Genomic DNA, 24,951 nt, shown 5'->3' on the forward strand with positions numbered 1-24,951 from the left:
ACGTTCGTATGATGGAAAAAACAAGAGCAATTGTCCTACATTCTATTAAATATGGAGAGTCGCAATTTATTGTGGATTTTCTGACGGAATCCAGAGGAAGAGTGTCCTTTTTGGTGAAAATTCCAAAATCTTCAAAGAGTAATTCCAAGAGACAATATTTCCAGCCATTGACTTTGGTAACTTTAGAATTTGATTACCGGGTTAGCCAGAATTTGCAGCGTATTAAAAATATAGGTATTCTTTATCCTTATGAGGATATTCCTTTTTCTCCTATTAAAATATCTGTTTCTCTGTTTTTGGCAGAGTTCCTGCTGTATGCTACCAAATTTGAGCAGAAGAATCTTCCTTTATTTTATTTTGTTTTTGATAGTTTGGTTTGGTTTGATGGTGCTCATGAAGGAATTGCTAATTTTCATTTGCTGTTTTTAATGAGATTAAGTTTTTATATGGGAATTGGACCCAATTTGAGTGAAGGGTTGGAACAATCTAAGTATTTTGATTTGGATGAGGGGAAGTTTGTACCTTTCGTCCCTGCTCATTCTCATTATTTATCAGAAAGTGATTCTTTTCATCTTTTGCAAATGTTCCGATTAGACTATAAAACAATGCACCTCTACAAGATGTCCCGCCAGGAGCGGAATCATTCTGTAGAGGTGATGATAGAATATTATCGTCTTCATATTCCCGGATTTCCCGAATTGAAGTCTTTGTCAGTACTTCAGGAATTGTTCTGCTGAATCCTTTGTGAGGATTTCACTTATGCAAAACTGATGACTCCCTGGACAGGCTCGTTTCCATCTGCATTTCTGTTTTCATCATCTTCGATTTTTCCTGAAGCGATGTTTCGGATTTCCTCAAGAGTCTGTCTTGTACGTTTATATGTCGGTGTGTTTTCTACTTGTAGAATCACATCCTCATTGTCCAGATCTTCTGGCTTGAACAGGAAGATATGTGGGTGACGTTTGTACTGAGTCGTTGTACCGTCACTTCCATAATATCTTTTTCTTCTTTCCTCGTTCTCTGCTCTTTTTTCTTCTTGTTCTGCAAGGCGTCGGGATTCTTCTTCTGTATGTTTCTTGAGATGGCGGTTCATACCTTCTACATCTTCCAATCCGAAACCTGTAGCCAAGACGGTTACTTTGACCCTGCTTCCTAATTCAGGGTCAATGGCAAGTCCCCATTTCAATTCAAAGTCATCACCAAATTTTTCCATGAAGTCGTTTACGTCATTCATTTCGTCCATGGTAAGACCTGGATTGTCTTTCTTTTCACTTGCAAAGGCAATGCTAAGAAGGATCTTTTTAGAATTGAAAACATCATTGTCATTGAGCAGAGGTGAGTTCAATGCATCATCTATCGCTTTCTTGACGCGTCCTTCACCTTCACCATAGCCAGTACTCATGATGGCAACGCCTCCGTCTTTGAGGACGGTTTTGACATCATTGAAGTCAAGGTTGATGAGGCCGTGTACAGTAATGATTTCTGCGATACTCTTGGCAGCTACACTTAGTGTGTCATCTGCCTTGCCGAATGCATCCAAAACCGCCAGATCAGGATAAATCTGACGAAGTCTTTCGTTGTTGATAACCAACAATGCATCTACATGTTTAGACATTTCTTCAACACCATCGAGTGCTTGGTCGATTTTTCGCGGACCTTCAAATTTGAAAGGGATGGTTACGATGCCGACTGTCAATATGCCCAGTTCTTTGCTGACGCGTGCAATGACAGGAGCAGCTCCAGTACCTGTTCCTCCGCCCATACCTGCAGTAATGAAAGCCATCTTGGTACCATCATTAAGCATATGTTTGATGTCTTCCAATGTTTCTTCGGCAGCTTGTTTTGCCTTCTCTGGTTTGTTGCCGGCTCCAAGTCCTTCTTTTCCTAATTGGAGATGGACAGGTACAGGAGAATCATTAAGTGCCTGATTGTCGGTATTACAAAGTACAAAACTTACATCGTGAATGCCTTCCCGGTACATGTGGTTGACTGCATTGCCGCCGCCACCACCTACACCGATCACTTTGATGATGCTATTTTCCTTTTCCGGTTCACCGAAATCAAGGATATGTGGTTTGCTATCTTGCATAATCTTTATATTCTTTAGAGTTTATCCTAATTATAGTCCATTCTTAGAGCGTTTACTCTACTATTCGAACATTTTTATTCTTCTTCAGAAATCGTATCCAGGAAGAAATCCTTGAGTTTTCTGAATCCTTTATGGAGGAAACTGTTTTCTTTGCGCTTTTTCTCTTCGCGCTCTTTCTCTTCCTCTTCTGCGATTTTAGCCAGTCTTTCTTCTTCTTCTTTCTTCTTTCTCAACTCTTCTTCACGTTTTTGAGCAGGAGTAGGTACAACTCCTGTTCCTGCAGTTTCATTAGGGTTGCGAGAAGCTTTTGGCGTACTGTCTGCGGCAAGAGGTCGTTCCATGTTATTGGTGAACAAATCGTTGCTGATTTCATCCCCACTGCAGTTCATGTCACCCTTGGCAAGAAGTCCCAGAATGGTATTCATGGTACCATCGTGGTTATTGATCTTTGCATCTTTCGCTTTTACGGTTTGGGTAACAAACTTAGCGAATCTGATTTTAGGAGTATTGGTATGGTTTCTGAATACCTTCTCTATTTCAGGCATATTGCTTCCGCCACCCGTAATAATAATACCTCCCAAGAGTTTGTCAGCAAATTCTATAGGGACTTGATACCAGGCATTTTCAACTATTTCCTCTACTCTGGCTTCAACAATCTCTATAAACTTTTTGCTCTCTACAACTCTGTCCTTGTCGATGGAATAGTTGAGAGTTGGATCGATATTCTTGATGTCTGTATATGCCTTAGCATATTTCAGTTTCATATTCTCAGCCTCTTGCTCTTCTATCTGAAGACAAGTCAAATCCTTGGTAATATTATTGCCTCCAAGTGGAATGACTGACAGATGGCGAAGAATATTTTTATAATATACAGATACCGTCGTCGTGTCAGCACCTAAATCTATCAATGCGCAGCCTGCTCTTTTCTCAGAGTCAGTCAATACGCTGTCTGCCATGGCGAGAGGTGCCAAGTACATTTCAGCTATAGGAATGTTAGCTTTTTCAAAACAAGCGTAAATGTTGTTGTAGAAATTCTTTTTCCACAAGATATTGAGGAAAATACCTTCCAGATGATTGCATTGTATGCCGACAGGGTCTATCTGATATTGGTTATCTATCTTATATTCCTGTGTTGCAGCATCCAATATCTCCTGATCAGGATATGTCATGTTGCGGTTGATATCCATCAGCTCATTAATCATTTCCTGAGTAATGATGGATGTGGTAGGTAAATCTTTTACAATAATGTTCTTGACGCTCTTGATAGATCTTCCTCCTACGCCGACATAGACCTGAGAAATGTCTTGCTTGAGAATTGTTTTCAATTTATTTATGATGTTAGTCAAGCTCTGGCAAGTCTTGTCTATGTTATAGATGACACCTTTTCTGATGCAAGAAGACGAGTCTTCCTCCACGAGTGCTAGTACAGTGATGCTGCCATCTAAATTCTTCTGGCCTGCTATACCCGTCATCTTGGATGACCCTAGCTCTATTGCTACTATAAATTCCTTTGGCATAGTCTTTATATATTATCTGATTCTTTTTATTTTTATTAGCTATTTATACTAGCTGTTGCTATTATGCTTTTTGCAAATAATCTGGTTGTCAAATTCCAGATTGATATATGAGTATTTGTTCCAACCAGCTTTGGATAGTCCATATTTGTAGAAATTTTCCAAGCGTGACATCTTTCGGTTTACGAAGTCTTGAATGTCTTTCTCCCGTTTTTCCACAGCGTTTGCTTCTGGAAGATTGCCCAGATAGACGACATGGTTTCCTACTCGAGGAACAAGTTCTATTCCTTTATCTTGTAGAACGTTAATTTGTTCTATTTGATTTCTCCACAGCTCGTTAGTCATCAAAGCCTTGCTTAATAACGAGACGTATTTTTGAGCATACCATTTATTGATGTAGCCCGTGGCGATAATCATATCGCTGGTGTATTTGGTGTTGGGCATAATCTGATAATGGTCATCTACATAATAGTCTTCATTATTGATGCTCTTGATTCTTACGATCGGCATGCGTTGAGTGAGGTTGATATCAACGAGACCGTCTTGAGTCTTGTAGCATTCGGCAGATTTGACGAAAGGACTTTGCATCAGAGTCTCCTCTATATGGCGAGTACTAATCTTGTTCAAAGGTTTCTCTAAAGGATAGATCTTTTTTGCTTTCAGTCTCTTTTTTATTTCTTTTGCATCAAGAAAGCCATTGGTCATCTCATCTTGTATGTTGATGTTTACCTTGGTGCATATTAAGTTTGATTCATCAGGCTTGTTCAGCTTGGTGAATGCAAACACCAGATATATACCTATGGCGAAATCCAGTGTGATGATAATCGTTTTCTTCCAGTTGATGCGCATTATTTCTGCTTAAGAATTTCTGTCATTTGCGGAACGTAGTTGTCCAAGTCGCCAGCTCCCAATACGATAAGAACATCGAAATCTCTACTTCTTACAAGATCCAGTACATCTTCTTTGTGTATCATGCTCTTTTCTACTCCTGGCTTGAGATTGTCGTAGATGAGCTTTGAGGTCACTCCTGGTATCGGAGCCTCTCTTGCTGGATAGATGTCACACAGGATTACTTCATCAAGCATGCTCAGGCTTTCTGCAAAATCCTTGTAGAAATCTCGTGTTCTGGTATAAAGATGAGGCTGGAAGATTGCAGTAATCTTTCGTGTCTTATACAACTCTCTGATGCTCTTTACACTCTGGTAGATTTCTTTTGGATGATGGGCATAGTCTGATAGGAATACGTGCTTGGCATCTTTGATTTTGAAATCAAAGCGTCTTTCTACACCTTCGTATGTCTTCATTCCTTGTCTGAGTTCTTCTGCCTTGCAACCATTCAATTGTGCCATTGCCATTGCGGCAATACCATTTTCGATGTTGATTGGCACAGGCTGACCGAGTTCTACGTTCTCTACATTTTCGATAGGAGAGATGAAGTCAAATGTGATTTCGCCATTCTCTATCTTGATGTTTTCTGCGTGGAAATCTCCTTCATGAAGACTGTACTCGTAGATTCTAACTCCATCCTGTACGTTCTGTTTCATTTCCAGATCTTTATGGATGATGAGTGCACCTCCCGGTTGGATAAGTTCTGTATAATGGCGGAAACTTTCCAGATATGCTTCTTTTGTTCCATAGATGTCCAGATGGTCTGGGTCTGTTGCTGTAATTACGCTCATCCAAGGACGCAACCAATGGAAGCTGCGATCGAATTCATCAGCTTCTATGACTACATAGTCGCTCTTGTCGGAAAGTATGTAGTTGGTGCCGTAATTTTTAGAAATACCGCCCAAGAAAGCGTTACAGTCTATATGACTCTGATGCATGATGTGGGCGCACATGGTTGATGTAGAGGTCTTGCCATGAGTTCCTGCTACGCACAACCCCTTATGGGTGCGAGTCAAAGTGCCCAATACCTGTGCACGTTTTTCGATGGTAAATCCATTCTCATGGAAATACACAAGTTCCTTGTGCTCTGCTGGGATGGCTGGAGTAAAGATGACCAATGTTGTTTTTGGATCCTTGCAAGCCTCTGGTATCAGGTCTGTGTTCTCCTCATAATGGATGAGCATGCCTTCTTTTTCCAAATCATGAGTAAGGTGAGAAGGGGTTTTGTCGTAACCAGCAACAACCAACTTCTTGTTGAGGAAATATCTTGCGATAGCGCTCATGCCTATACCGCCAGCTCCTACGAAATATACTGCTTTAATATCTTTCAGTTCCATTACTTTCTTGCTAATTTTACAACTTCGTCGGCAATGACGTCGGCAGAGTTCTTTAAACCTAATTTTTTAATATTCTCACTAAGTGAGTTTAATTTTTGAATATCTGTGACCGTATTGATCGCCTTGTCGATAAGTATGCCAGGTGCTTCACAGTCTTTTACATAGATGGCTGCATCTTTATTTACCAGTGCCATGGCATTCTTCGTTTGGTGATCTTCTGCTACATTAGGACTTGGAACCAGAATGACAGGTTTTCCTATAAGACAGAATTCGCTGATACTGCTGGCACCAGCTCTACTGATAACTAAGTCAGCAGCTTTGTATGCCGCTCCCATGTCGCTGATAAAATCCATGATTTTGAGATTTGGCAATTCCTTGCCTTTCATCTGTTCAGCGATGGATGCCTTGTAATACTTACCTGTTTGCCAGATAAACTGGATATCACTTTTGGCAATTTTATCCAAGTTTTGCAATACGCTTTCATTGATGGTTCTTGCTCCGAGACTACCACCTACCAGAAGAATGGTTTTCTTTTCAGGTGCAAGTCCGAATTGTTTTCTTGCTTCTTCCACTGTAACAGTAGTCTCCAATACGTTTTGGCGTACAGGGTTTCCTGTCATGATGATCTTGTCAGCAGGGAAGAAACGTTCCATTCCTTCGTATGCCACACAAATTCTGTCAGCTTTCTTTGCGAGTAACTTGTTGGTTACTCCTGCATATGAATTCTGTTCCTGAATTAAACAAGGAATACCCTTGCTTGCACATACGTTAAGAGTAGGACCGCTGGCATAACCACCAACACCGACTGCAGCCATTGGCTTGAAGTCGTTGATGATTTTCTTTGCCATTCTTTGGCTTTTCCATATTTTGAAGAGCACGGCAATATTCTTGAACAGATGCTTACGATCAAAGCCGCAGATAGGTAATCCCTTAATCTCATATCCGGCAGCAGGAACACGTTGCATTTCCATTCTGCCTAATGCTCCAACAAATAAAATCTTTGCTTCAGGGTATTTGGCCTTGATGGCATTGGCGATGGATACAGCTGGGAAAATATGTCCTCCAGTTCCACCTCCACTTATTATAATTCTCAGTTCATTATTCATAATTTTCTAATTTATTACGCAAAGATAAATAAAAAAATCAACAATTCTACATTTTTCACTATTTTTTATAGTGTTTTTTTATGCAGTAGCCAATTTTGATGTATTTGCTTCTGTATTGCACTCGTCTTTTTTCTTGGCACTTCTACTGATACTCAATATGATTCCAACATATAGACAGTTGATGACGGTGGAAGTTCCACCTCTACTGATGAGTGGAAGCGGCTGACCGGTAACTGGTGCTAAACCTACTGCTACGAGCATATTGAACAATGCCTGAGTGACGAGCAGTATGGCAAGTCCCATGGCGAGAAATGCAGGAAAGTTGTTCTCACATCTGTTGGCTATACTTCCTACTCTATATAATAATATAATGTATAGGAAGACCACAAATACGGCTCCGGTTATTCCCATCTCTTCTATGATGATGGCGTAGATGAAGTCGGAGAAGGCTTGTGACAGGAAGTCTCGCTCAACCGAGTTGCCTGGTCCTTTGCCCACGATGTTGGATGAGGCTATGGCTATGTTTGCATGAGCAACCTGTGCGTCTTTATCCAAGTCAACATCTTCTGGAGCAACATCTTTGTGGTCCAGGAATTTGTCTATTCGTGACTTCCACGTATCTGCTCTATGGAATAGCTTTTCGATGGAGCCAGGTTCTTTTTCCTCTTTCTTGATATTCTCTGTAAGCGTATTGTCACCTGTTGACTGATTCTTGTCTTTTCCTACAAGCATCACCGTTGCAATTACTATCGCTCCAGATGCTATGGCTAATCCCAATAGTTTTCCGAGTTGTGCCTTAGGAATTCTTCCAATGATCATCATGAAAAAGATGGTGAGACATAGCAGCATGGCTGTGGATAAGTTCTCAAGACCAATCAGCAGGATGAAAATGGATGATGCAACGATAATATACTTGAGCGCACGCTTATCGGCGCCATTCTCTGTCTGCATGGCACTGAGAATCTGGGCCACGGCCAGAATAACTGCTCCCTTAGCGAATTCGGAAGGCTGGAATTGGAAACCAATAAAATTTACCCACCTTGATGCACCATTGGTAGCCTGACCGGCTATCAATACCCAAATCAGCATGATTAAAGAAATGGCAAGCATGAATGGAGTGGCAATCTTGAAGTACTTGCATTTTACTTTGAGCATGCAAATCATGGTGAAGATTCCAAAGATGATGAATCCTATATGTCGGATGACAGGCTTCATGTAATTGCCGCTTTTGTATGTTAGCGAACTTGAGGCAGAATATACCTCAATAATGCTAATCATGCAAAGGAAGAAAAACACCATCCATATTACCTTGTCTCCTTTAAATATGTTGCCTATTTTCTTGTTCATTTGATTATTTCCTATCTTTATTATAATCTGACTAAAGTCTTGAATTGCTCGCCTCGATCTTCCATGTTCTTGAACAGATCAAAACTTGCACAACAAGGACTCAGTAAAACGGTATTGCCTGGCTTAGCAAGTTCTTTGCAGGCAGCTACACAGTCCTTCATGCTATGGGTGTCACGTACAGGAATACCCAGCTCGTCAAAATTATCGTGTAACTTCTGGTTGTCTGCTCCGAGATATACGATGCCGGCACACTTCTGCTTTACCAGGTCTTTTATTTGATTGTAATCGTTACCTTTGTCCTTACCTCCAATGATAAGAATAGTAGGAGTTGTCATACTTTCAAGTGCATACCAGCATGCATCCACGTTTGTCGCCTTGGAATCGTTGACATAATATACACCATCAAACTTTCCTACTTTTTCCAGACGATGCTCCACGCCAGGGAAGTCGCTTAATCCCTTATGGAGGATTTCTTTGCTGATGCCTACAATGTTGCAAGCCAGACCTGCAGCCAGACTGTTGTAGATGTTGTGCTTTCCGCTGAGGCTCATGTCTGCCTGTGGCATTTCAAATGCCTGTGGAAAATCGAGTATGTACTTGCCATTCTCTATGTAGCCAACAGTTCCTTCTTCTTTGTTCTCTGCAAATGCACAAAGATGTGACTTGAGGTTGTATTTCTCTAATTCTTTTTTCACGATAGGATCGTCGTTCCAGTAGATGAAACTATCTTCCTCAGTCTGATTCTGTGTGATGCGCATCTTGGCATCAGTATAGTTCTGCATGCAGAAATCGTAGCGGTCCAGGTGGTCTGGAGTAATGTTCAGCAAGATAGCCACGTTAGCTCTGAACTGATACATATTGTCTAATTGGAAACTGCTCAGCTCAATGACATAGTATTGATGAGGAGTTTCTGCAACCTGTAATGCAAGACTTTTGCCGATATTGCCAGCTAAACCTACGTCATAGCCAGCCGATTTGATGATATGATATATCAGAGAAGTAGTTGTGGTCTTACCGTTACTACCTGTGATGCAGATCATCTTAGCATCTGTATATCTGCCAGCAAATTCGATTTCACTGATGATAGGTGTGCCTTTAGCTATCAACTTCTGAATCATAGGTGCTTCCTTAGGAATACCAGGACTCTTGATAACTTCATCGGCATCCAGAATTTTCTCTTCAGTATGATGACCTTCTTCCCATTCGATATTGTGGTCATCCATCAGTTTCTTATAGTTGTCTTTGATTTTTGACATATCAGAGACGAAAACCTCGAAACCTTCCTTCTTTGCCAGCACGGCTGCACCTGCACCGCTTTCGCCGGCTCCTAAAATTACAATTTTTTTCATATTGTTATTTTATATGTCTGACAATTACAGCCAGTTTATCTAATCTTCAGAGTTATGATGGTCAATGCGGCCAGAATAATGGTAACAATCCAGAAGCGGATCGTAATCTTAGACTCATGGAATGCACCCTTAGGCTTCTTGAGAAGATACTTGCATTCTGGGTCCAGTTGGCTTTCCTGTGTACGGAAGTTGTCGTGTATAGGAGTGCGCTTGAAGATGCGTTGTTTTACTCCTTTTCGTTTTCCGAGCTTGTAGTAATATACCTGAACGATAACGCTCAGACTTTCTACAAAGAAGATACCGCAGAGGATAGGTAACATCAATTCCTTGTGGATGATGATGGCACCTACAGCGATAATTCCACCGATGGTCAGCGAACCGGTATCGCCCATGAATACTTGAGCAGGGTAGGCGTTGTACCATAGGAAACCGATGAGCGCTCCAATGAATGCGCAGAAGAAAACTACCAGTTCCTCTGAACCCGGAATATACATGATGTTGAGGTAGGCGGCAAATTGGATATGTGACGAAACGTATGCCAAAATGCCTAATGCCACACCTATAATTGCTGAATTTCCTGCGCACATACCATCCATACCGTCATTGAGGTTGGCGCCATTTGAAACGGCTGTAACCACGAAAATAGTCATGATGACGAACAGTATCCAACCGGCAGCAGTCTTGTATTTACCACAGAAACTTGTGATGTTGGAATAGTCCAGGTTGTGCCCCTTGATGAAAGGAATGGTAGTCTTCAGAGATTTTGTAGCTTCCGTACGATGCTTGACTACGGTTTCCTGTCCCTGACGCTCAATGGCTAAGTTTTCGTTCATCTTCACATCAGGAGAAGCCCATAGCACAAGTCCAACGATAAGTCCAATACCTACCTGACCTACGATTTTATATCTTCCTTTTAATCCTTCCTTGTCTTTCTTGAAAATCTTGATGAAATCATCCATTCCACCAAGGAATCCCAACCAGACGGTGGTAATAATCATCAGGATGAGATAGATGTTGCGCAGACGGCCCAACAGAATCACAGGAATCAGAATGGCCATGATGATGATGACACCTCCCATGGAAGGAACACCGATTTTCTTGACTCCGAATGGGTCTATGCTCGCATCACGCTGTGTTTCTGTGATTTGCTTACTCTTGAGGAACTTGATGAACTTTTCGCCAAACCAGGCAGAGATGATTAATGATACAATCAGAGCCAGCAGAGCGCGGAATGAAATGTATCCCCACATGCGAGAGCCTGAGATACCCCATTGCTCCAGAAATCTAAAGAGATAGTATAACATTTTCTTATTTTTCTTTTAAAGTTTCTTCTTTTCTATTTGATTCCTCAGATTATTTTTGGCTAATTCCAAATATATCACGTATTACTTCCTTATCATCGAAATGATGCTTTACGCCCTTAATTTCCTGATAATCTTCGTGACCCTTTCCTGCAACGAGGATTACATCGCCCTTCTTGGCCATCATGCAAGCTGTACGAATCGCTTCCTTGCGATCTACAATGCTAATGACTTTCTTCATCTGTTGCGCATTCAGACCTGCAAGCATATCGTTGATGATGTCCTGTGGTTCCTCGAAACGTGGATTGTCACTGGTGATGATCACTTTGTCGCTCTGCTTTACTGCCTCCTGTGCCATGAGAGGACGCTTACCCTTGTCTCGGTTACCGCCAGCTCCGCATACGGTGATGACTTCACCTCCCTTGCCGTCCAGTACCTCGTGGATGGCATTGAGAACATTCTCCAATGCGTCTGGAGTATGTGCATAGTCAACGATTGCGGTATAGCCTTCTGGTGATTGGATAGGTTCCAAACGACCGTTGACACTATGCAAAGTGCTCATTACTACGAGTATATCTTCTGGCTGTTTTCCCAGCATAATGGCTGCGCCATATACGGCAAGCAGGTTGCTTACGTTGAATTTGCCAATAAACTGCACCCCAACTTCTCTGCCATCTACCTCAAGATACATACCTCCGAAATGGCATTCCAAAATTCTTGCCTTGAAGTCTGCCATGCTTCTGGTAGAGTAGGTCTTGATAGCTGCCTTGCAGTTCTGTACCATAATCATGCCGTTCTTGTCGTCAGCATTCGTAATGGCGAAAGCTGTCTTTGGAAGACCGTCGAAGAATGCTTTCTTGGCATTGCGGTAGTTCTCGAAAGTCTTGTGATAGTCGAGATGGTCACGGGTCAGGTTGGTAAAGATACCGCCTGCGAAATTCAAACCGCCGATACGCTTTTGTGCAATAGCATGAGAAGAACATTCCATGAATGCATATTCGCATCCTGCCTCTACCATTTTCCCAAGAAGTTCATTCAGTTCTATCGGGTCAGGTGTGGTGTGGTCTGCTGGTATTGCCTCGTCCTCAATATAGTTGCATACTGTAGAAAGAAGACCGCATTTATGGCCGAACTTTCTGAACATATTATATAATAAGGTGGCGATGGTAGTCTTTCCATTTGTACCGGTGACACCTACAAGTTTCAATTTTCGGGATGGGTCGCCATAGAAGATGGTAGCAGCTTTTCCGACAGCATCCTCTGTAGAAGCTACTTGAATATAGGTAACCCCTTCAACAGGTTCCTGAGGTAAATCTTCACACAATATGGATTTCGCCCCAAGCTCAATGGCCTTTGGGATAAATTTGTGTCCATCTACTTGTGTTCCTTTCATTGCAACAAAGAGATGACCATCCTTAATCTTTCGAGAGTCGATGTTCACTCCTGTGACTTCGATTTCTGCATCTCCGATTATTTGGATCGGTTTGATGTTTTTGAGCAATTCTTGTAACTTCATATATCGTTTCTTTTTTATATGTTACTATTATATATATTAAATAGGTATATCATATACCTTATTATATTGACTTTATCGTTTTGCTGCAAAATGTAGCAGTAAGATGTAATCTGTGCTCATCACTCAAGCGTGATGACACAGAAGGCACCTTGCTTAACCGGTTTGCCCGCCATGAGGGATTGTTTGGTAACTTTTCCTCTTCCGTACAATCTGGTTTTTATGCCTCTGCTTTCCATCATGAATACTGCATCTCGGGCTCCCATACCGATGATGTCTGGTACCGTTCCCTTACCGTATTGCTTTTGCTTTTCAAGTTTTACATAACGGTTGCCAACTTTTTCGGCTTTTCCCCAAATTGGATTTCCTGTCAGGTAACTTCCGCTCCAGTTGGTATTGGTCTTTATACCGAGATGGGTCAGGACGTAGTCGGCAGCCAGTATGTTTCCGTTCTTAACATCTGGTATGATGACTGATGTAGAGTCTTGTGCATCTTTTACATCCAGTTTCAGACTTTGAGCCATGATACCTTCTGAGATTTCATGGAAGACCTTACCACTCATTCCGCCACCTGATGCAGGAAGTCCTGATTTCTGTATGCAGACGATGCAACTGTAGCGTGGGTTGTCTGCAGGGAAATAACCGGCAAAACTCAGGAGGTAGTTGACGCCACCTGATTTATAACCGCCAGCACCTTTAGACATTTGGGCAGTTCCGGTCTTTCCTGCAACGAGGAAGTTAGGTGAACCTGCTTTCTTTCCCAATCCGATACTGACCACCTGCTCAAGGATGGTCTGTATCTTCTTGATGCTTTGCTCCTTGGCTATACGCTCATGGAGTACTTCCGGTGGGAATTCCATGATTGTTTCTCCATCCTTGACAACCTTCGTTACAAAACGGGGTCTCATCATCTTGCCGTTGTTGGCGATTGCGTTGTAGAACGTGAGCGTAGAGATAGGCGGAACTTGCGTCTCGTAGCCGATACTCATCCATGGCAATGCCGTCTTGCTCCAGTTGTCGTACTGTCCATGACTGTTTTTGTGAGGCATTCGGATTCTTGCCGGTGTTGCACCTACAAGTGGAATTTTTAAATCATCCGCCAGACCTATACGATGTATGCCTTTTACAAACTTTTCAGGGTTGTTGCGATAATGATCATCGATGATTCTGCTCACGCCGATGTTTGAACTGTACCATAATGTCTGGGCAAAAGTAAGTCTTCCATATCCTCCCTTTCGCCAGTTATGGTCTTTCATGTCTCGTCCGTACATCGGCCATACACCTCCGCCGGTCTCTACAGAGTAAGTTGTGTCAACCACACCGTCGTCGAGAGCCACCAGTAACGAGGCGGTCTTGAATACCGAACCCGGTTCCAGCAAGTCGCTGACAGCATGGTTGTGGATTTCGCGGTATTCGCCATCAAAGCATTTTTCCATATTTACAATGGCTTTGATGTCGCCAGTCTTCACATCCATCACGATGGCTACGCCTACGTTTCCGTTGATTTCCTTCAACTCGTTAATGACCGAACGTTCTGCAAGGTCTTGCATGCCGACATCAATTGTGGTTACGATATCTGCACCATCAATAGGTGGAGTATCGGTAATGTCAAGGAACTTGTTGCGAACTTTTCTTCTGTGTACAATACCATTGGTACCGCGAAGAATGGAGTCGTACGACAATTCCAGTCCGAATCTCGCCGTATCTTTAGCGCCGAACATTGCACCGATAGTTCTGCCAGCCAGCGAACCGTACGAACGTTTACGGGCATTGTATTCCTCCCAATGGAATCCACTCTTGTTGGTTCCAAGTCTGAAGAGAGGCAAATCTTTCACTTCCGTGAAGGTATTGTAGTTGATACGCTCGTTGTAGATCACCCAATGTCTCTTCTTCTTGGCTTTTCCTTCTTCCAGGTGAGCCTTAAACTCTGCAGCACTCTTGTCTGGGAATATTTTATGAAGTCCATCGCAGATAGAATCTTCCTTGACGTTCCATAAGGAATCTCCTTTTGCCTCGCTGAGAGCAACAAAGTCCATGAATACCTTGAACTCAGGCAAGGAACTGGCAAGGAGTTGTCCTGTACAGCTCAGGATATTTCCTCGGTTAGGCTTAACGGTCACCGAGTCTTTCTTTTGTCTGCTGGCTACCTTCATCCAGTAGTCGCGCTTAGCAGTCATGATATATAGTGACTTGCCGACTACTAATACGGCAAAGAAAATCAGGCCAAATGAAATGGCACGATATCTGGGCATCACTTTTTTTGCATCAAACTTGCTCATTGTTCGGGTACATTTATTATATATGGAGGTTGTGTGGCAATGTGTAGAACGCTGTCTTTATTGTTTTTGAGCATTTCTAATACGTTGCTTTCACGACTCTTCTCTGTTATCTGGCTACTGCTGGAAAGTGCTTGGTATTTAGCATCCTGCAGTTCTTTTTGCAATTGGTCTATTTCTATCAAGTCTTTTTGAATACTATATCTGTTGGATATGTAAATGATGACGAAAAAAACGACCAGGATGACCAACCATATCTGCCGGCGTATGATGCGTGCAGTCAGGATGTCACCACCAAGGATTTTGCGTAGCGAGAAATTGGAAGATAGGGGAGCTTCACCCTCTATCGCCTGTTCTGCGATAACTTGTTTCAGTTCAAGTTTATCGTTGTTTTCCCTCGGCTCGCCTTTAGTCTTGTCTTCCTTCAGTTCCTGCTTGGACTTATCTTCTTCGACCTCCAGTTTGGACTTGTCTTCTTTATTATCTTCCATCATTTCTTTTCTGCGATTCTAAGTTTGGCACTTCTGCTTCTAGGGTTTCTTTCCTGCTCTTCAGCGTTAGGGACGATTACCTTATTGTTGATAAGTTTAAACGGAGTTTCTATTCTGCCGAAGAAGTCTTGCGTGATTTTTCCCTCAGAATTGCCTGATTTCATGACGTTCTTGACGATTCTGTCTTCCAGAGAGTGGTAAGTGATGACGGAAAGTCTTCCACCAGGTTTCAATATTTCTGTGGCAGACTTCAGCATTTCCTTGAGTGCATCCATTTCGTGGTTTACTTCGATGCGGAGCGCCTGGAAGAGTTTTGCCATATCTTTCTTCTCCCGTTCTCTCTTGAAAAGAGGCTCTACTGCCTTGATGAAATCGGTAGTAGTCTCTATTCTTTTTTCTGTTCTGGCTTTGACGAGAGCAGAGGCAATACGTCGGGAATTCTTTAGTTCTCCATAGAGATAGAAAATGTCTGCCAGCTTGCTTTCTTCATAGTCATTCACAATGTCTGCAGCAGTTTTTCCAGCTCTCTTGTTCATTCTCATGTCGAGAGGGGAATCATATCTGAAAGAAAAGCCGCGTGTCTCGTCATCAAAATGATGACTGGAAACACCCAGGTCTGCGAGCAGACCATCGATTCCGTCCACACCATAGTATCTCATCCAGTTTTTCAAATATCTGAAGTTGGAACATACAAAGGTAAAGTCTTTATTGGCCACAACGTTTCTTTCAGCATCGGCATCTTGGTCGAAACTGTAGAGATGGCCGTTGCCGTTGATTCTGGCAAGGATTTCCTTAGAGTGTCCACCACCTCCAAAGGTAACATCCACGTAGATGCCACCTGGTTGTATATTTAGGCCATCTATACTCTCGTTGAGAAGTACCGGCACATGATATGTTTCTGCTGTCTTTACCATCTCTCTTGTAGCTTAATCTTCGTTATTAAATGACATTACTTCCTGTAATGCCTTACTGAACTCTTCCTGTTCCATGAAGGTTTCTCCTTCTTCCTCGTTTTTCCAGATTTCTATGGTATCTCCCATGCCGACGAAGCGGATGCTCTGTTCTATGTCAGCCTGTTTGAGCAGTCTCTTCGGAATCAAAAAACGTCCGTTGCCATCGAGCGTCAGCAAGATGGCGTCTGCTATGAAGGTTCTGTATATCTGCTGTTCCTTGGCATTCCATCGGTTGAGTTTCTTTCTCAACTGGTCCAGTAGTTCATTCCATACGGATTCTGGATAAACGACCAGGCAGGGCTGAAAGACGTCTTTTCTGAGGACAAGGTTTTCCTCGCCAGAAACTTGAAGAATCTTGCGGAAAGAAGCTGGCAGAAAGGCACGTCCCTTCGCGTCAGTTTTAGCCTCTATGTTGCCTAAAAAACGCATACGTACATCTTATATAAAAGAATTCGGGTTCAAAGGTACACATTTTTCCCCATATTCCCCCACTTTTCCCCACAATTTTTTAAAAACTTAATAAAAAAGTTGATTGTGTCGGGAAACGAGCTTGTTTCGTAAGCGTACTTTGATGCGGGGAAAAACGTATTAAAGTGGGCAAAAATAAAGAGAAAACTGCCTTTTTCCAACTAAATTTATGTGTTTTTTGATTTTTTTTCGCAAAAATGGCACGTATTTAAAAAAGTTGAGTTATTTTTGCAGCTAGTTTAGCTGAATAATGAAATGAGTGAAGCAATAGAAAAGACAATCGACATAGATAGGATACTGAAAGGCAAGATGGGTGCAAAGGCTAAATTTGTGCCTGGATTTGTCGTGTCTTGGCTCAAGAAACTCGTTCACGAAGACGAGGTTAATAAGTTCTTATGGGAAAGTCGCCATCTGTCGGGTACGGAGTGGCTGACTGAGTGTGTGAAATATCTGAAGATGGATATCGAAATTGTAGGAGCTGAAAACTTGCCTGACAAGAATGATGGCAAGCTCTATACTTTTGTTTCTAATCACCCTTTGGGTGGACAGGATGGAGTGGCTTTGGGTTCCATCATCGGACAGCATTATGATGGTAATTTCCGTTATCTGGTGAATGATCTCCTGCTCAATCTTCCTGGTTTGAAACCTGTGAGCATCGGTATCAATAAAACCGGACGTAACAGTCGTGACTTCCCTCGTATGGTAGAGGCTGGTTTCCAGAGCAAAAATCACATGTTGATGTTCCCTGCAGGACTTAATAGTCGCAAGCGTGATGATGGTACGATTCATGACATCCCTTGGAAAAAGACTTTCATTTCTAAGAGTGTTGAATATCAGAGAGATGTCGTGCCGATTCATTTCGGCGGTCAGAACTCAGAACGTTTCTATCGTATTGCCAGATTTAGTGACAAGCATCTGCCGTTCAATCTCGCCATGATGTTTCTGGTAGATGAGATGTACAAGAATGTGGGCAAGCATTTCAGAATAGCAATAGGAAAGCCGATTCCGTGGCAAACTTTTGATAAAAGTAAAACGGCTACAGAGTGGGCGCAGTATGTAGAAGATAAAGTTTACGAATTATAGGATTTCTATAAAAAGAAAATGGAAGAAGAGATTATACAACCAATAGACAAAGCCTTGCTGAAGAGTGAGTTAACTCCCGACAAGCAACTTCGTATGACTAATAAAAGTCATAACGAAATCTATATTGTAACGGCTAATGATTCTCCTAATGTACTGAAGGAAATCGGCCGCTTGCGTGAGATTGCTTTCCGTACCGCTGGTGGTGGTTCTGGAAAGTCGATGGACTTGGATGAGTTTGATTTCGGAGAGAATTGCTATAAGCAACTCATTGTCTGGAATCCTGAGGCTGATGAAATTATCGGTGGTTATCGCTATTTGTTGGGAAAGGACTGGAAATTAGATGAGAACGGACAGCCTATATTGGCAACAAGTCACATGTTCCACTTTTCTGAAAAATTTTTAAAGGAATATATGCCTTATACGGTAGAGTTGGGGCGCTCGTTCGTTTCTCTTGAATATCAGAATGTTCGCAAGAATTCGAAAAGTATCTTCGCTTTAGATAATCTATGGGATGGTTTGGGAGCCTTGACGGTTCTTTATCCTGAACTCAAGTATTTCTTTGGCAAGATGACGATGTATCCTTCCTACATCCGTCGAGGTCGCGACATGATTCTCTACTTCCTCAAGAAGCATTTTGATGATAAGGAAAACCTGGTTATTCCGATGAAACCTCTTCGACTGGAAACTCCAGAGTCTGAGTTGGCTGCTATCTTTACTGAGTCTGATTTCAAGGCAGACTATCGTATTTTGAATAGCGAGGTGCGTAAACTTGGTTTCAACATTCCTCCGTTGGTTAATGCCTACATGAATTTGAGTCCTACGATGAAGCTCTTCGGCACAGCCATCAACTATGGTTTTGGTGATGTGGAGGAGACCGGCATCTTGATTGCCGTTGATGAAATATTGGAAGAAAAGCGTGTGCGCCACATCAATACGTTTATCCAAGAACATCCTGAAGCTCTTAAGATTACGAGTGGAGCTAACAATGTTATTTATAAAGAAAAAGACAATTAACCATAATATTTTGTGCTCCCATTTCCTCTCTTGAATAGGTGAGGAAGTGGGAGCGTTTTTTTGTTCTTATGTAATATGAAAAGTGTTATGTTTAGTGTTGAAATTAATCAAATAAATATTATGTGTACAATAAAGTTAATAAGGAATGCACTATTTCCTATTTTCATGTCTTTAATTCTTTGCTCTTGTTTCTTTGACTCAAAGCCAGCAGGCTATTGTGTTAAAAATTGCACTAAAGATACATTGTTAATCGATTTGACAGAGTCCGATACATTGAGCAACGATATGTATTGGAATCTCCATTGTAGAGATACGATAGACTTAATTTCTATGGATACAACTTCCGTGAATGTCCATGGAAAGAAAAATGTAATCTTTAATTATTATTGTGTAGCACCAGGTACAAAGTCTAGAGGTTTCTGGCCAATGAATAGTGATACGTTTTATATATATACTATCAAATGGAGTATTGTAAGAACTTATACGCTAGAGAATATCCGAAAGAAAAAGCTCTATGATAGAAGGTGTGTAACGAAAAAGGATTTTAAAAAACGTTTGTTTGAGTATAGATGACGTGAAAGTATCATCGTAGAATGACAATCGCAAGAGATAAAGATGGTAAGTTTGATACGAATATAAAATATTGAAGCTTATGAAATGTAGAGATCGTATTTTAGAAAAGGTGTTGAATGATGATGTTGCTAAAGTGGTAATGATGTTTGTAGGCTTGTGGCTGTTGGGAACACTTATGTCTCATGCTCAAACCTCATTGTCGAGTAAGCAAGATATTGGCAAACGCCATGAACTATACTTTGGTGTGGGCTTGTTGAATTTGTATGTGATAGATAAACATGACAAACTGACAAAGCCTATTCCATATAGTGGTGGTGACTCGGAATGTTTTGCAATTCCAGTTCATATAGGAATAGATTATAAGTATCGCCTTTCAAAGAAAGTGTCGGTTGGTGCTTCTGTTGGTTTTACTACTAGTGAATGGTGTAATTATGTTGATGATACGGTAGAACCGTCAGAACCTCGTGGAAATTCGGATTTGTCTTGCATGTATGCACTTCCAGCTATTACCTATACTTGGTTTACATCGGGCTACGGCATCTTTCGCGCTTATTCGGGTGCAGGCTTAGGATTGGCTTTGCTGAAAGAGAAAGTTACTGTGCCTGGCTTTGAGTGTAATCGAACCAAAGCCGATTTGGGATATAATGTGACTTTAGTTGGTATGTCATTAGGTGGAGAAAGTTTTAGGTATTTCTGCGAGTGGAATGCTGGGTGCAAGAGTATGCTCACTGCTGGTTTATTGGTAAGATTCTGAAAAATATAAATCTCGTAAATATGAAGAAGTTAATGTTATTTTTGTTGCTGTTGTTCTCAATAAATGTTACAGCGCAAAACGTAGTGGATTCGGTCTCTGTGGCAGAGACTAATGACGGCAAGCAACTTTGGGGCAAAACCTTGGAGTTGAACAAAAATATTCAGTCTGTGGCAACTTACGACAGTCTTGTCATGGTACTTGCATGTGATACTACCAAGAAAGGTAAGCCGACAACTTCTGGTTGCTTGTATGCTTTGAATGCAAAGGATTTAGGCATTCTTTGGGAGAAAACATTGGATTTGTCGTTGTGTACAGTACACTCTATAACAAAGCAAGGTGTTCTGTTATCTACTACCTTGAAAAGCAATGGCAAGTCTTTGCTAACGTTGTCTGATAGCAAAACTGGTAAATCTTTGTGGACTCAATATCTATACCCTGTCTATATCAATGATAGCTTGGATATAGTTGTAGGATTGGATAAAATAGGTTCTAGCAATACCTATGCCTATCGTTTGCATGATGGTAAACTGTTATGGAATGCTGATATTCCTATGACGAGAAATATTGGTTGGGAAAGAGCTGTCATGGTGGACTCTACTCATCTGGTAGTTGTCGGGGATGATATCAACGAGATAGACATAACAACAGGCAAAATGTGGAAGGTCAAGGCTAAAACAGGTATAAAGGACACAAAGGGAATGGCGTTGCTGGCTTTGACAAATATTGTCTCTGTTGCATCAGCTGTTGGTTTTAGTTCTCCTATTGTGACGTTTTATTATAATCTCAATCCATATACTATTACTGGATTGACTTCAAATATCCTTCAAAAAGACGCTTGCATCTATGTGAGCGACCGTAACTATTTGTATTGCTTGGGTACTGATAGCTTGCAAGTCAAGTGGAAGTATAACTTCGAGGACAAGGAATCCTCTACGTCAGAGCTGATGATGCGAGATGGGAAAGTGTTCATGCTAAATTACGGATATGGGGATAGTATGATGCGTGGACGTATTAAATGTGGCAAGCCTTTCTTGGCTGTTTTTGATGCTTTGACAGGTAAACTGGAGAAATTTTTGCCTTTATATGACAAAAAGCATGTCATGAACGACGGTTTCCTATCGGATAATGGCGTATTTTTGGCTGGCTCGGAAAAGACGGTATATTGTTCTTTCCAAGATTCGACCATCAATGTCAAGGATTGGGATAAAAAACAATTTGGCTCGTTGTTCTTGATTCCGAATCATGACCTATATGCTTTCCATGGTATGGCTCCAAAACTTACTTTGGTTAAAGCAGGTGCTAGCACTTGCCCGATGCTGACAGATAAAAATAAACTTTGTGTCTTGGATGAACACATGAATATACTTGACAAGTATGAGCTTGGTGAGACTTTTGCTGTTCGTTTTAAAATTGATGATGCCATTTGTCTGCAAAACAATGCAGACAAGTCCAATTATTGGTTGATTTATCCTGACGGAACGGCTCTAGCTAAGTTCAAATGGCAACCAAGTATAGTGAAATCTGCAGGGAATAATAATATCATTGTCGTTTATAAGCATAAAATTTCAACTTTTAAGCTGTAAATAACTAAAGTTTCCCACCCCTACAAAATAGGGCTTTTGCAGATACAATAAGGATAATATTATAAAGTGGATTAGGGAAGGATGGGCTAAGGAAATAATATAGATTTTTTATCATGCAAATAGAAGTAATGAAAAAAGTTTTAGTGTTAATAGGTTTCAACTTATTGTGTTCTTGTAGTGCTTGTGTTATGGATAGGCGTAGTTTCTTTCAAATTAAAAATTGTACCAATGATACATTGATGATAGATTTCTCTGGGGTAGATACATTGAGAGACTGGAAATATTGGAATGAGCAATTGCAGAGCATTGAATTACCTATTGATGCAAAGGCTAAAATGGAGTTTTATAAGGCGACAATTGGTTCAATTGCCTTGCCTGATTCTTGTGTGATTGCGGATCCGGATATGTTTTGCCTTTATGATACTTGTTACATCTATGTAATCAAGTTGCAGGTTGCTAAGTCTTATCCGATGCAGAAAATTCGTGCAGAGAAACGTTATGACAAAAGGACTGTGACAAAAAGTGATTTTTGTGATCGCGTATTTGATTTTAGATAGCATCTCTGAAAGATAGAAATCTGGGCTTCGGGTTTACGGGTGGTGTTTGACTTGTGCACCCTTGTGCTTTTCGGGGGCACAATTGTGCTCTTACCCGAGCACAAAGGTGCCTTTACCTTGGCGCAATAGTGCCCTTCCAAAGGCGCTTTTGACCTACTTAGCGAACAGCGCTTTGCCTACTTAGCGAACAAGAATATCTGCTGGGTATTCTGTTCTCTTGCTTCCTTATTATAGAAAATGTTTGTAGCGGTATTTATTTGAAAATAGATGTGGTGAATTTTAGAAAAATCTTTATAGCGTAGAAAATTTCAAATCGGAATGCGATTTTACCCTTCACCCTTCATCTTTTCTCCTAAAATGCCGATAAACACAGGAGGTTTGAGGGTGAAGGGTAAAAACGCACCCTTCATCACCCTTCATCGCTCTTCATCTTTTTTGTCGTTTTTTGCCCTTTATTAGCTACAATTGCCTGGGTATTTGTTTGACTCGAAATTTTGCTGGTTGTGAAAAATATAGACATTAAATTTCAAAGTTCGATGAGTAAAATGCATCATGGACCAATGACCCTTCCTCTCTCTTAATCTTAATAGATGATCACCTTTAGCCTTAATAGACGACTAACCTTAGTCTTAAGATGAAGGGTGGTGAAGGGTGATTTTAAGTTATTTTCCTTGTAACCGCTTGGATGTCAAGCGTTTATGATATATTGGTGAAGGGTGAAGGGCTTTTCTCGTTTCGCTCTTCAAATTTTCGATTACCTTCCGGATTACACAATCGGCAAACTGATGCCATTGATTTTCTGATAGATGTCTAATGCGTAGATATCTGTCATGCCGCTGATGTAATCTATCACGGCCATGATGCGCTCTTCCAAATCGGGATTGTTGATGTCGTATTGGCTGCTTACACGGCGGATGAGTTGCTGGGAATAGAAACGGGTCGGGTTGATGGCGGCATCAATAAACACCTCCATCAGCGTAGCCATAATTTTATAACCAGACAGTTCTATGTCAAGTACTGGTTTGCTGTGGTAAATCTTGGCAAAGGAAATCTTTTCGCATTGCTTGTAGGCATTACGTTGTTGCTCTGCAATATGGTCGATGAGGCTCCCCTGGAAAGTGCCGGCAAGTATTTCGTCCTCATGCTCGATGAAAGTCTTGACGCATTCGTTCTCCAGTCTGCCGATAACGCTGGCTCGCATATAAACCACCTTTTCGTTTTCATCGGTTACCCCTTCGTCGATTATGCGCTGTTGTATCCTGCGCTGGGTGTCCTCATCAAAGAAAGCTAAAAGCAACTCTTCTGTTTCCTTGAATGATAGAATTTTCAACTTGTGGGAATCCTCAATATCCATGATTTCGTAGCAGATGTCGTCTGCAGCCTCTACCATATATACTAAGGGATGACGGGCATACTTGAGTGGCTCACCTGGTTGAGAGAAGCAGGTAATGCCCAATTCTTCCGCAATTCGCTGATACGATTCCGTTTCGGAAGTGAAAAAACCGAACTTACCGTGACTTCCAGCCAGACTGCTGGCAAATGGATATTTCACGATGGAAGCAAGCATGGAATAGGTCATCACAAAACCGCCCTGACGTCTTCCCTTAAAACAATGAGTAAGGATGCGGAAGGCGTTGGCATTTCCCTCAAAATGGGTGATGTCGTCCCAAAACTTCTTGCTAACCTTGTCTTTAACTGCAAGTCCTGCTCCTTCAGTAAAAAAGGTCTGGATGGCTTTCTCGCCTGAATGGCCGAATGGAGGATTGCCTAAGTCGTGGGCAAGACAGGCAGCACTCACGATGGTGCCGATTTCTTCGAAAAGAGTGTCTTTTAATTCAGGACGTTTCTCTATGATGCGGCGGGAAATATCGTTGCCAAGCGACATTCCGACACTCGCCACTTCCAGACTATGGGTGAGGCGGTTATGCACGAAGATGCTACCTGGCAGAGGGAATACCTGGGTCTTGTTTTGCAAGCGACGGAAAGCTGAGGAGAAAATAAGGCGATCGTAATCGCGCTTGAATTCAGAGCGATCGTCATGGCGCTCGGCATGCTTATGCTCTTGTCCGAAACGCTTGTTTGATATGAGTTTTTTCCATTCCATGACGCAAAAATACACCTTTATTTGCATAATGCAAAATAAAAAGCACTTATTTTTGTTTAAAATCTTGCATTTTTCTTTCAAAAATTCCTTATTGTGCTCAAAAAGCAGTATTTTTGCACAATCTATGCTGTGCTTTACTTTAAAAAGCCAAGCAACTTGAAATATTTAAAAGTGTAATTATGATTAAAATCCAGATTATCAACAAGGGGCGCCAGCCTCTGCCAACATACGCCACACCTCAGAGTGCGGGCATGGATTTGCGTGCTAACATTGACGAGCCTATCGTACTCCATCCCATGGAGAGAAGACTTGTGCCTACAGGACTTTATATGGCTTTGCCTGCAGGATTGGAGGCGCAGATTCGCCCTCGCAGCGGTCTTGCTCTGAAGCATGGCATTACCGTGCTCAATACTCCTGGAACAATCGATGCTGACTATCGTGGTGAAATCATGGTATTGCTCATCAATTTCTCTCAGGAAGATTTCGTTATAAATGAGGGTGAGCGTATTGCACAAATGGTTATTGCCAAGCACGAACAAGGGGAATTCGTTGAGGTGGAAAGTCTTGATGAAACTGAACGTGGCGAAGGCGGATATGGACATACTGGAGTCAAATAAGAATAAAGGTATTCTGGTGTTAAATCAATATTTT

21 protein-coding genes are annotated in these 24,951 nt (G+C 41.6%); 7 read left to right on the forward strand and 14 right to left on the reverse strand.

Going from position 1 to position 24,951, the window contains the following annotated elements:
- Positions 1-8: 8 nt before the first annotated feature.
- Positions 9-737, forward strand: a complete 729-nt coding sequence (gene recO, locus KUA50_RS13510; protein WP_218455910.1) for a DNA repair protein RecO — start codon at positions 9-11, stop codon at positions 735-737.
- A gap of 20 nt (positions 738-757) precedes the next feature.
- On the opposite strand, the gene ftsZ is transcribed toward recO, so the two are convergent.
- The 13 genes from ftsZ to mraZ all read right to left on the reverse strand — a co-directional run bounded on the left by ftsZ (position 758) and on the right by mraZ (position 16,593).
- Complete coding sequence (ftsZ, locus tag KUA50_RS13515) at positions 758-2,089, reverse strand: cell division protein FtsZ (protein ID WP_022110199.1); 1,332 nt, start codon at positions 2,087-2,089, stop codon at positions 758-760.
- Between the two features lie 74 nt (positions 2,090-2,163).
- Positions 2,164-3,606 carry a cell division protein FtsA gene (gene ftsA / locus KUA50_RS13520; protein ID WP_022110200.1) on the reverse strand — a complete coding sequence of 481 codons (1,443 nt, stop codon included), beginning with the start codon at positions 3,604-3,606 and terminating at the stop codon, positions 2,164-2,166.
- 48 nt (positions 3,607-3,654) lie between these two features.
- Entirely contained in the window at positions 3,655-4,452 is a 798-nt protein-coding gene (locus tag KUA50_RS13525) for a cell division protein FtsQ/DivIB (protein WP_022110201.1), read from the reverse strand.
- Positions 4,452-5,828: a UDP-N-acetylmuramate--L-alanine ligase gene (gene murC / locus KUA50_RS13530; RefSeq protein WP_218455911.1), complete on the reverse strand. Its 1,377-nt coding sequence runs from the start codon at positions 5,826-5,828 to the stop codon at positions 4,452-4,454. Before murC ends, KUA50_RS13525 begins: the two co-directional genes overlap by 1 nt.
- Positions 5,828-6,934 carry an undecaprenyldiphospho-muramoylpentapeptide beta-N-acetylglucosaminyltransferase gene (murG, locus tag KUA50_RS13535; RefSeq protein ID WP_118118472.1) on the reverse strand — a complete coding sequence of 369 codons (1,107 nt, stop codon included), beginning with the start codon at positions 6,932-6,934 and terminating at the stop codon, positions 5,828-5,830. Before murG ends, murC begins: the two co-directional genes overlap by 1 nt.
- A 78-nt stretch (positions 6,935-7,012) precedes the next feature.
- A complete protein-coding gene (locus KUA50_RS13540; protein WP_218455912.1) occupies positions 7,013-8,281 on the reverse strand; it encodes an FtsW/RodA/SpoVE family cell cycle protein in 1,269 nt (422 codons plus the stop codon).
- 20 nt (positions 8,282-8,301) lie between these two features.
- A complete protein-coding gene (gene murD / locus KUA50_RS13545) occupies positions 8,302-9,630 on the reverse strand; it encodes a UDP-N-acetylmuramoyl-L-alanine--D-glutamate ligase (protein WP_218455913.1) in 1,329 nt (442 codons plus the stop codon).
- A gap of 35 nt (positions 9,631-9,665) precedes the next feature.
- Positions 9,666-10,934, reverse strand: coding sequence for a phospho-N-acetylmuramoyl-pentapeptide-transferase (gene mraY, locus KUA50_RS13550; protein WP_218455914.1), 1,269 nt, complete (start codon positions 10,932-10,934; stop codon positions 9,666-9,668).
- A 49-nt stretch (positions 10,935-10,983) separates the two neighbouring features.
- The gene (locus KUA50_RS13555) at positions 10,984-12,447 is read right to left on the reverse strand and encodes a UDP-N-acetylmuramoyl-L-alanyl-D-glutamate--2,6-diaminopimelate ligase (RefSeq protein WP_218455916.1); all 1,464 of its coding nucleotides are present in this window, start codon (positions 12,445-12,447) and stop codon (positions 10,984-10,986) included.
- A gap of 119 nt (positions 12,448-12,566) precedes the next feature.
- Positions 12,567-14,723, reverse strand: a complete 2,157-nt coding sequence (locus KUA50_RS13560; protein ID WP_218455917.1) for a penicillin-binding protein — start codon at positions 14,721-14,723, stop codon at positions 12,567-12,569.
- Positions 14,720-15,214 (reverse strand): FtsL-like putative cell division protein, encoded by a 495-nt coding sequence (locus KUA50_RS13565; RefSeq protein WP_413777431.1) that lies wholly within the window; start codon positions 15,212-15,214, stop codon positions 14,720-14,722. The genes KUA50_RS13560 and KUA50_RS13565 overlap by 4 nt, the downstream gene beginning before the upstream one ends.
- Positions 15,211-16,125 (reverse strand): 16S rRNA (cytosine(1402)-N(4))-methyltransferase RsmH, encoded by a 915-nt coding sequence (gene rsmH / locus KUA50_RS13570; RefSeq protein WP_022110210.1) that lies wholly within the window; start codon positions 16,123-16,125, stop codon positions 15,211-15,213. Before rsmH ends, KUA50_RS13565 begins: the two co-directional genes overlap by 4 nt.
- A 12-nt stretch (positions 16,126-16,137) precedes the next feature.
- Positions 16,138-16,593 carry a division/cell wall cluster transcriptional repressor MraZ gene (gene mraZ / locus KUA50_RS13575; RefSeq protein ID WP_022110211.1) on the reverse strand — a complete coding sequence of 152 codons (456 nt, stop codon included), beginning with the start codon at positions 16,591-16,593 and terminating at the stop codon, positions 16,138-16,140.
- Positions 16,594-16,887: 294 nt separating this feature from the next.
- On the opposite strand from mraZ, the gene KUA50_RS13580 reads away from it, so the two are divergent.
- From KUA50_RS13580 to KUA50_RS13600, 5 genes are all read left to right on the forward strand, one after another.
- Positions 16,888-17,715, forward strand: a complete 828-nt coding sequence (locus KUA50_RS13580; RefSeq protein WP_022110212.1) for an acyltransferase — start codon at positions 16,888-16,890, stop codon at positions 17,713-17,715.
- A gap of 18 nt (positions 17,716-17,733) precedes the next feature.
- Positions 17,734-18,729 carry a GNAT family N-acetyltransferase gene (locus KUA50_RS13585; RefSeq protein ID WP_218455918.1) on the forward strand — a complete coding sequence of 332 codons (996 nt, stop codon included), beginning with the start codon at positions 17,734-17,736 and terminating at the stop codon, positions 18,727-18,729.
- Between the two features lie 712 nt (positions 18,730-19,441).
- Positions 19,442-20,056 (forward strand): hypothetical protein, encoded by a 615-nt coding sequence (locus KUA50_RS13590; RefSeq protein WP_218455919.1) that lies wholly within the window; start codon positions 19,442-19,444, stop codon positions 20,054-20,056.
- Between the two features lie 20 nt (positions 20,057-20,076).
- Positions 20,077-21,639 (forward strand): PQQ-binding-like beta-propeller repeat protein, encoded by a 1,563-nt coding sequence (locus KUA50_RS13595; RefSeq protein ID WP_218455920.1) that lies wholly within the window; start codon positions 20,077-20,079, stop codon positions 21,637-21,639.
- A 128-nt stretch (positions 21,640-21,767) separates the two neighbouring features.
- Positions 21,768-22,196, forward strand: a complete 429-nt coding sequence (locus KUA50_RS13600) for a hypothetical protein (protein ID WP_287855613.1) — start codon at positions 21,768-21,770, stop codon at positions 22,194-22,196.
- Positions 22,197-22,962: 766 nt separating this feature from the next.
- Here KUA50_RS13600 and KUA50_RS13605 read toward each other — a convergent pair.
- Entirely contained in the window at positions 22,963-24,300 is a 1,338-nt protein-coding gene (locus KUA50_RS13605; protein ID WP_218455922.1) for a deoxyguanosinetriphosphate triphosphohydrolase, read from the reverse strand.
- Positions 24,301-24,479: 179 nt separating this feature from the next.
- Between KUA50_RS13605 and dut the strand changes: the two genes are divergently transcribed.
- Positions 24,480-24,917: a dUTP diphosphatase gene (gene dut / locus KUA50_RS13610; protein ID WP_022109830.1), complete on the forward strand. Its 438-nt coding sequence runs from the start codon at positions 24,480-24,482 to the stop codon at positions 24,915-24,917.
- Positions 24,918-24,951: the final 34 nt, after the last annotated feature.

This window comes from Segatella hominis, from assembly GCF_019249725.2.
Classification (GTDB): Bacteria; Bacteroidota; Bacteroidia; order Bacteroidales; family Bacteroidaceae; genus Prevotella.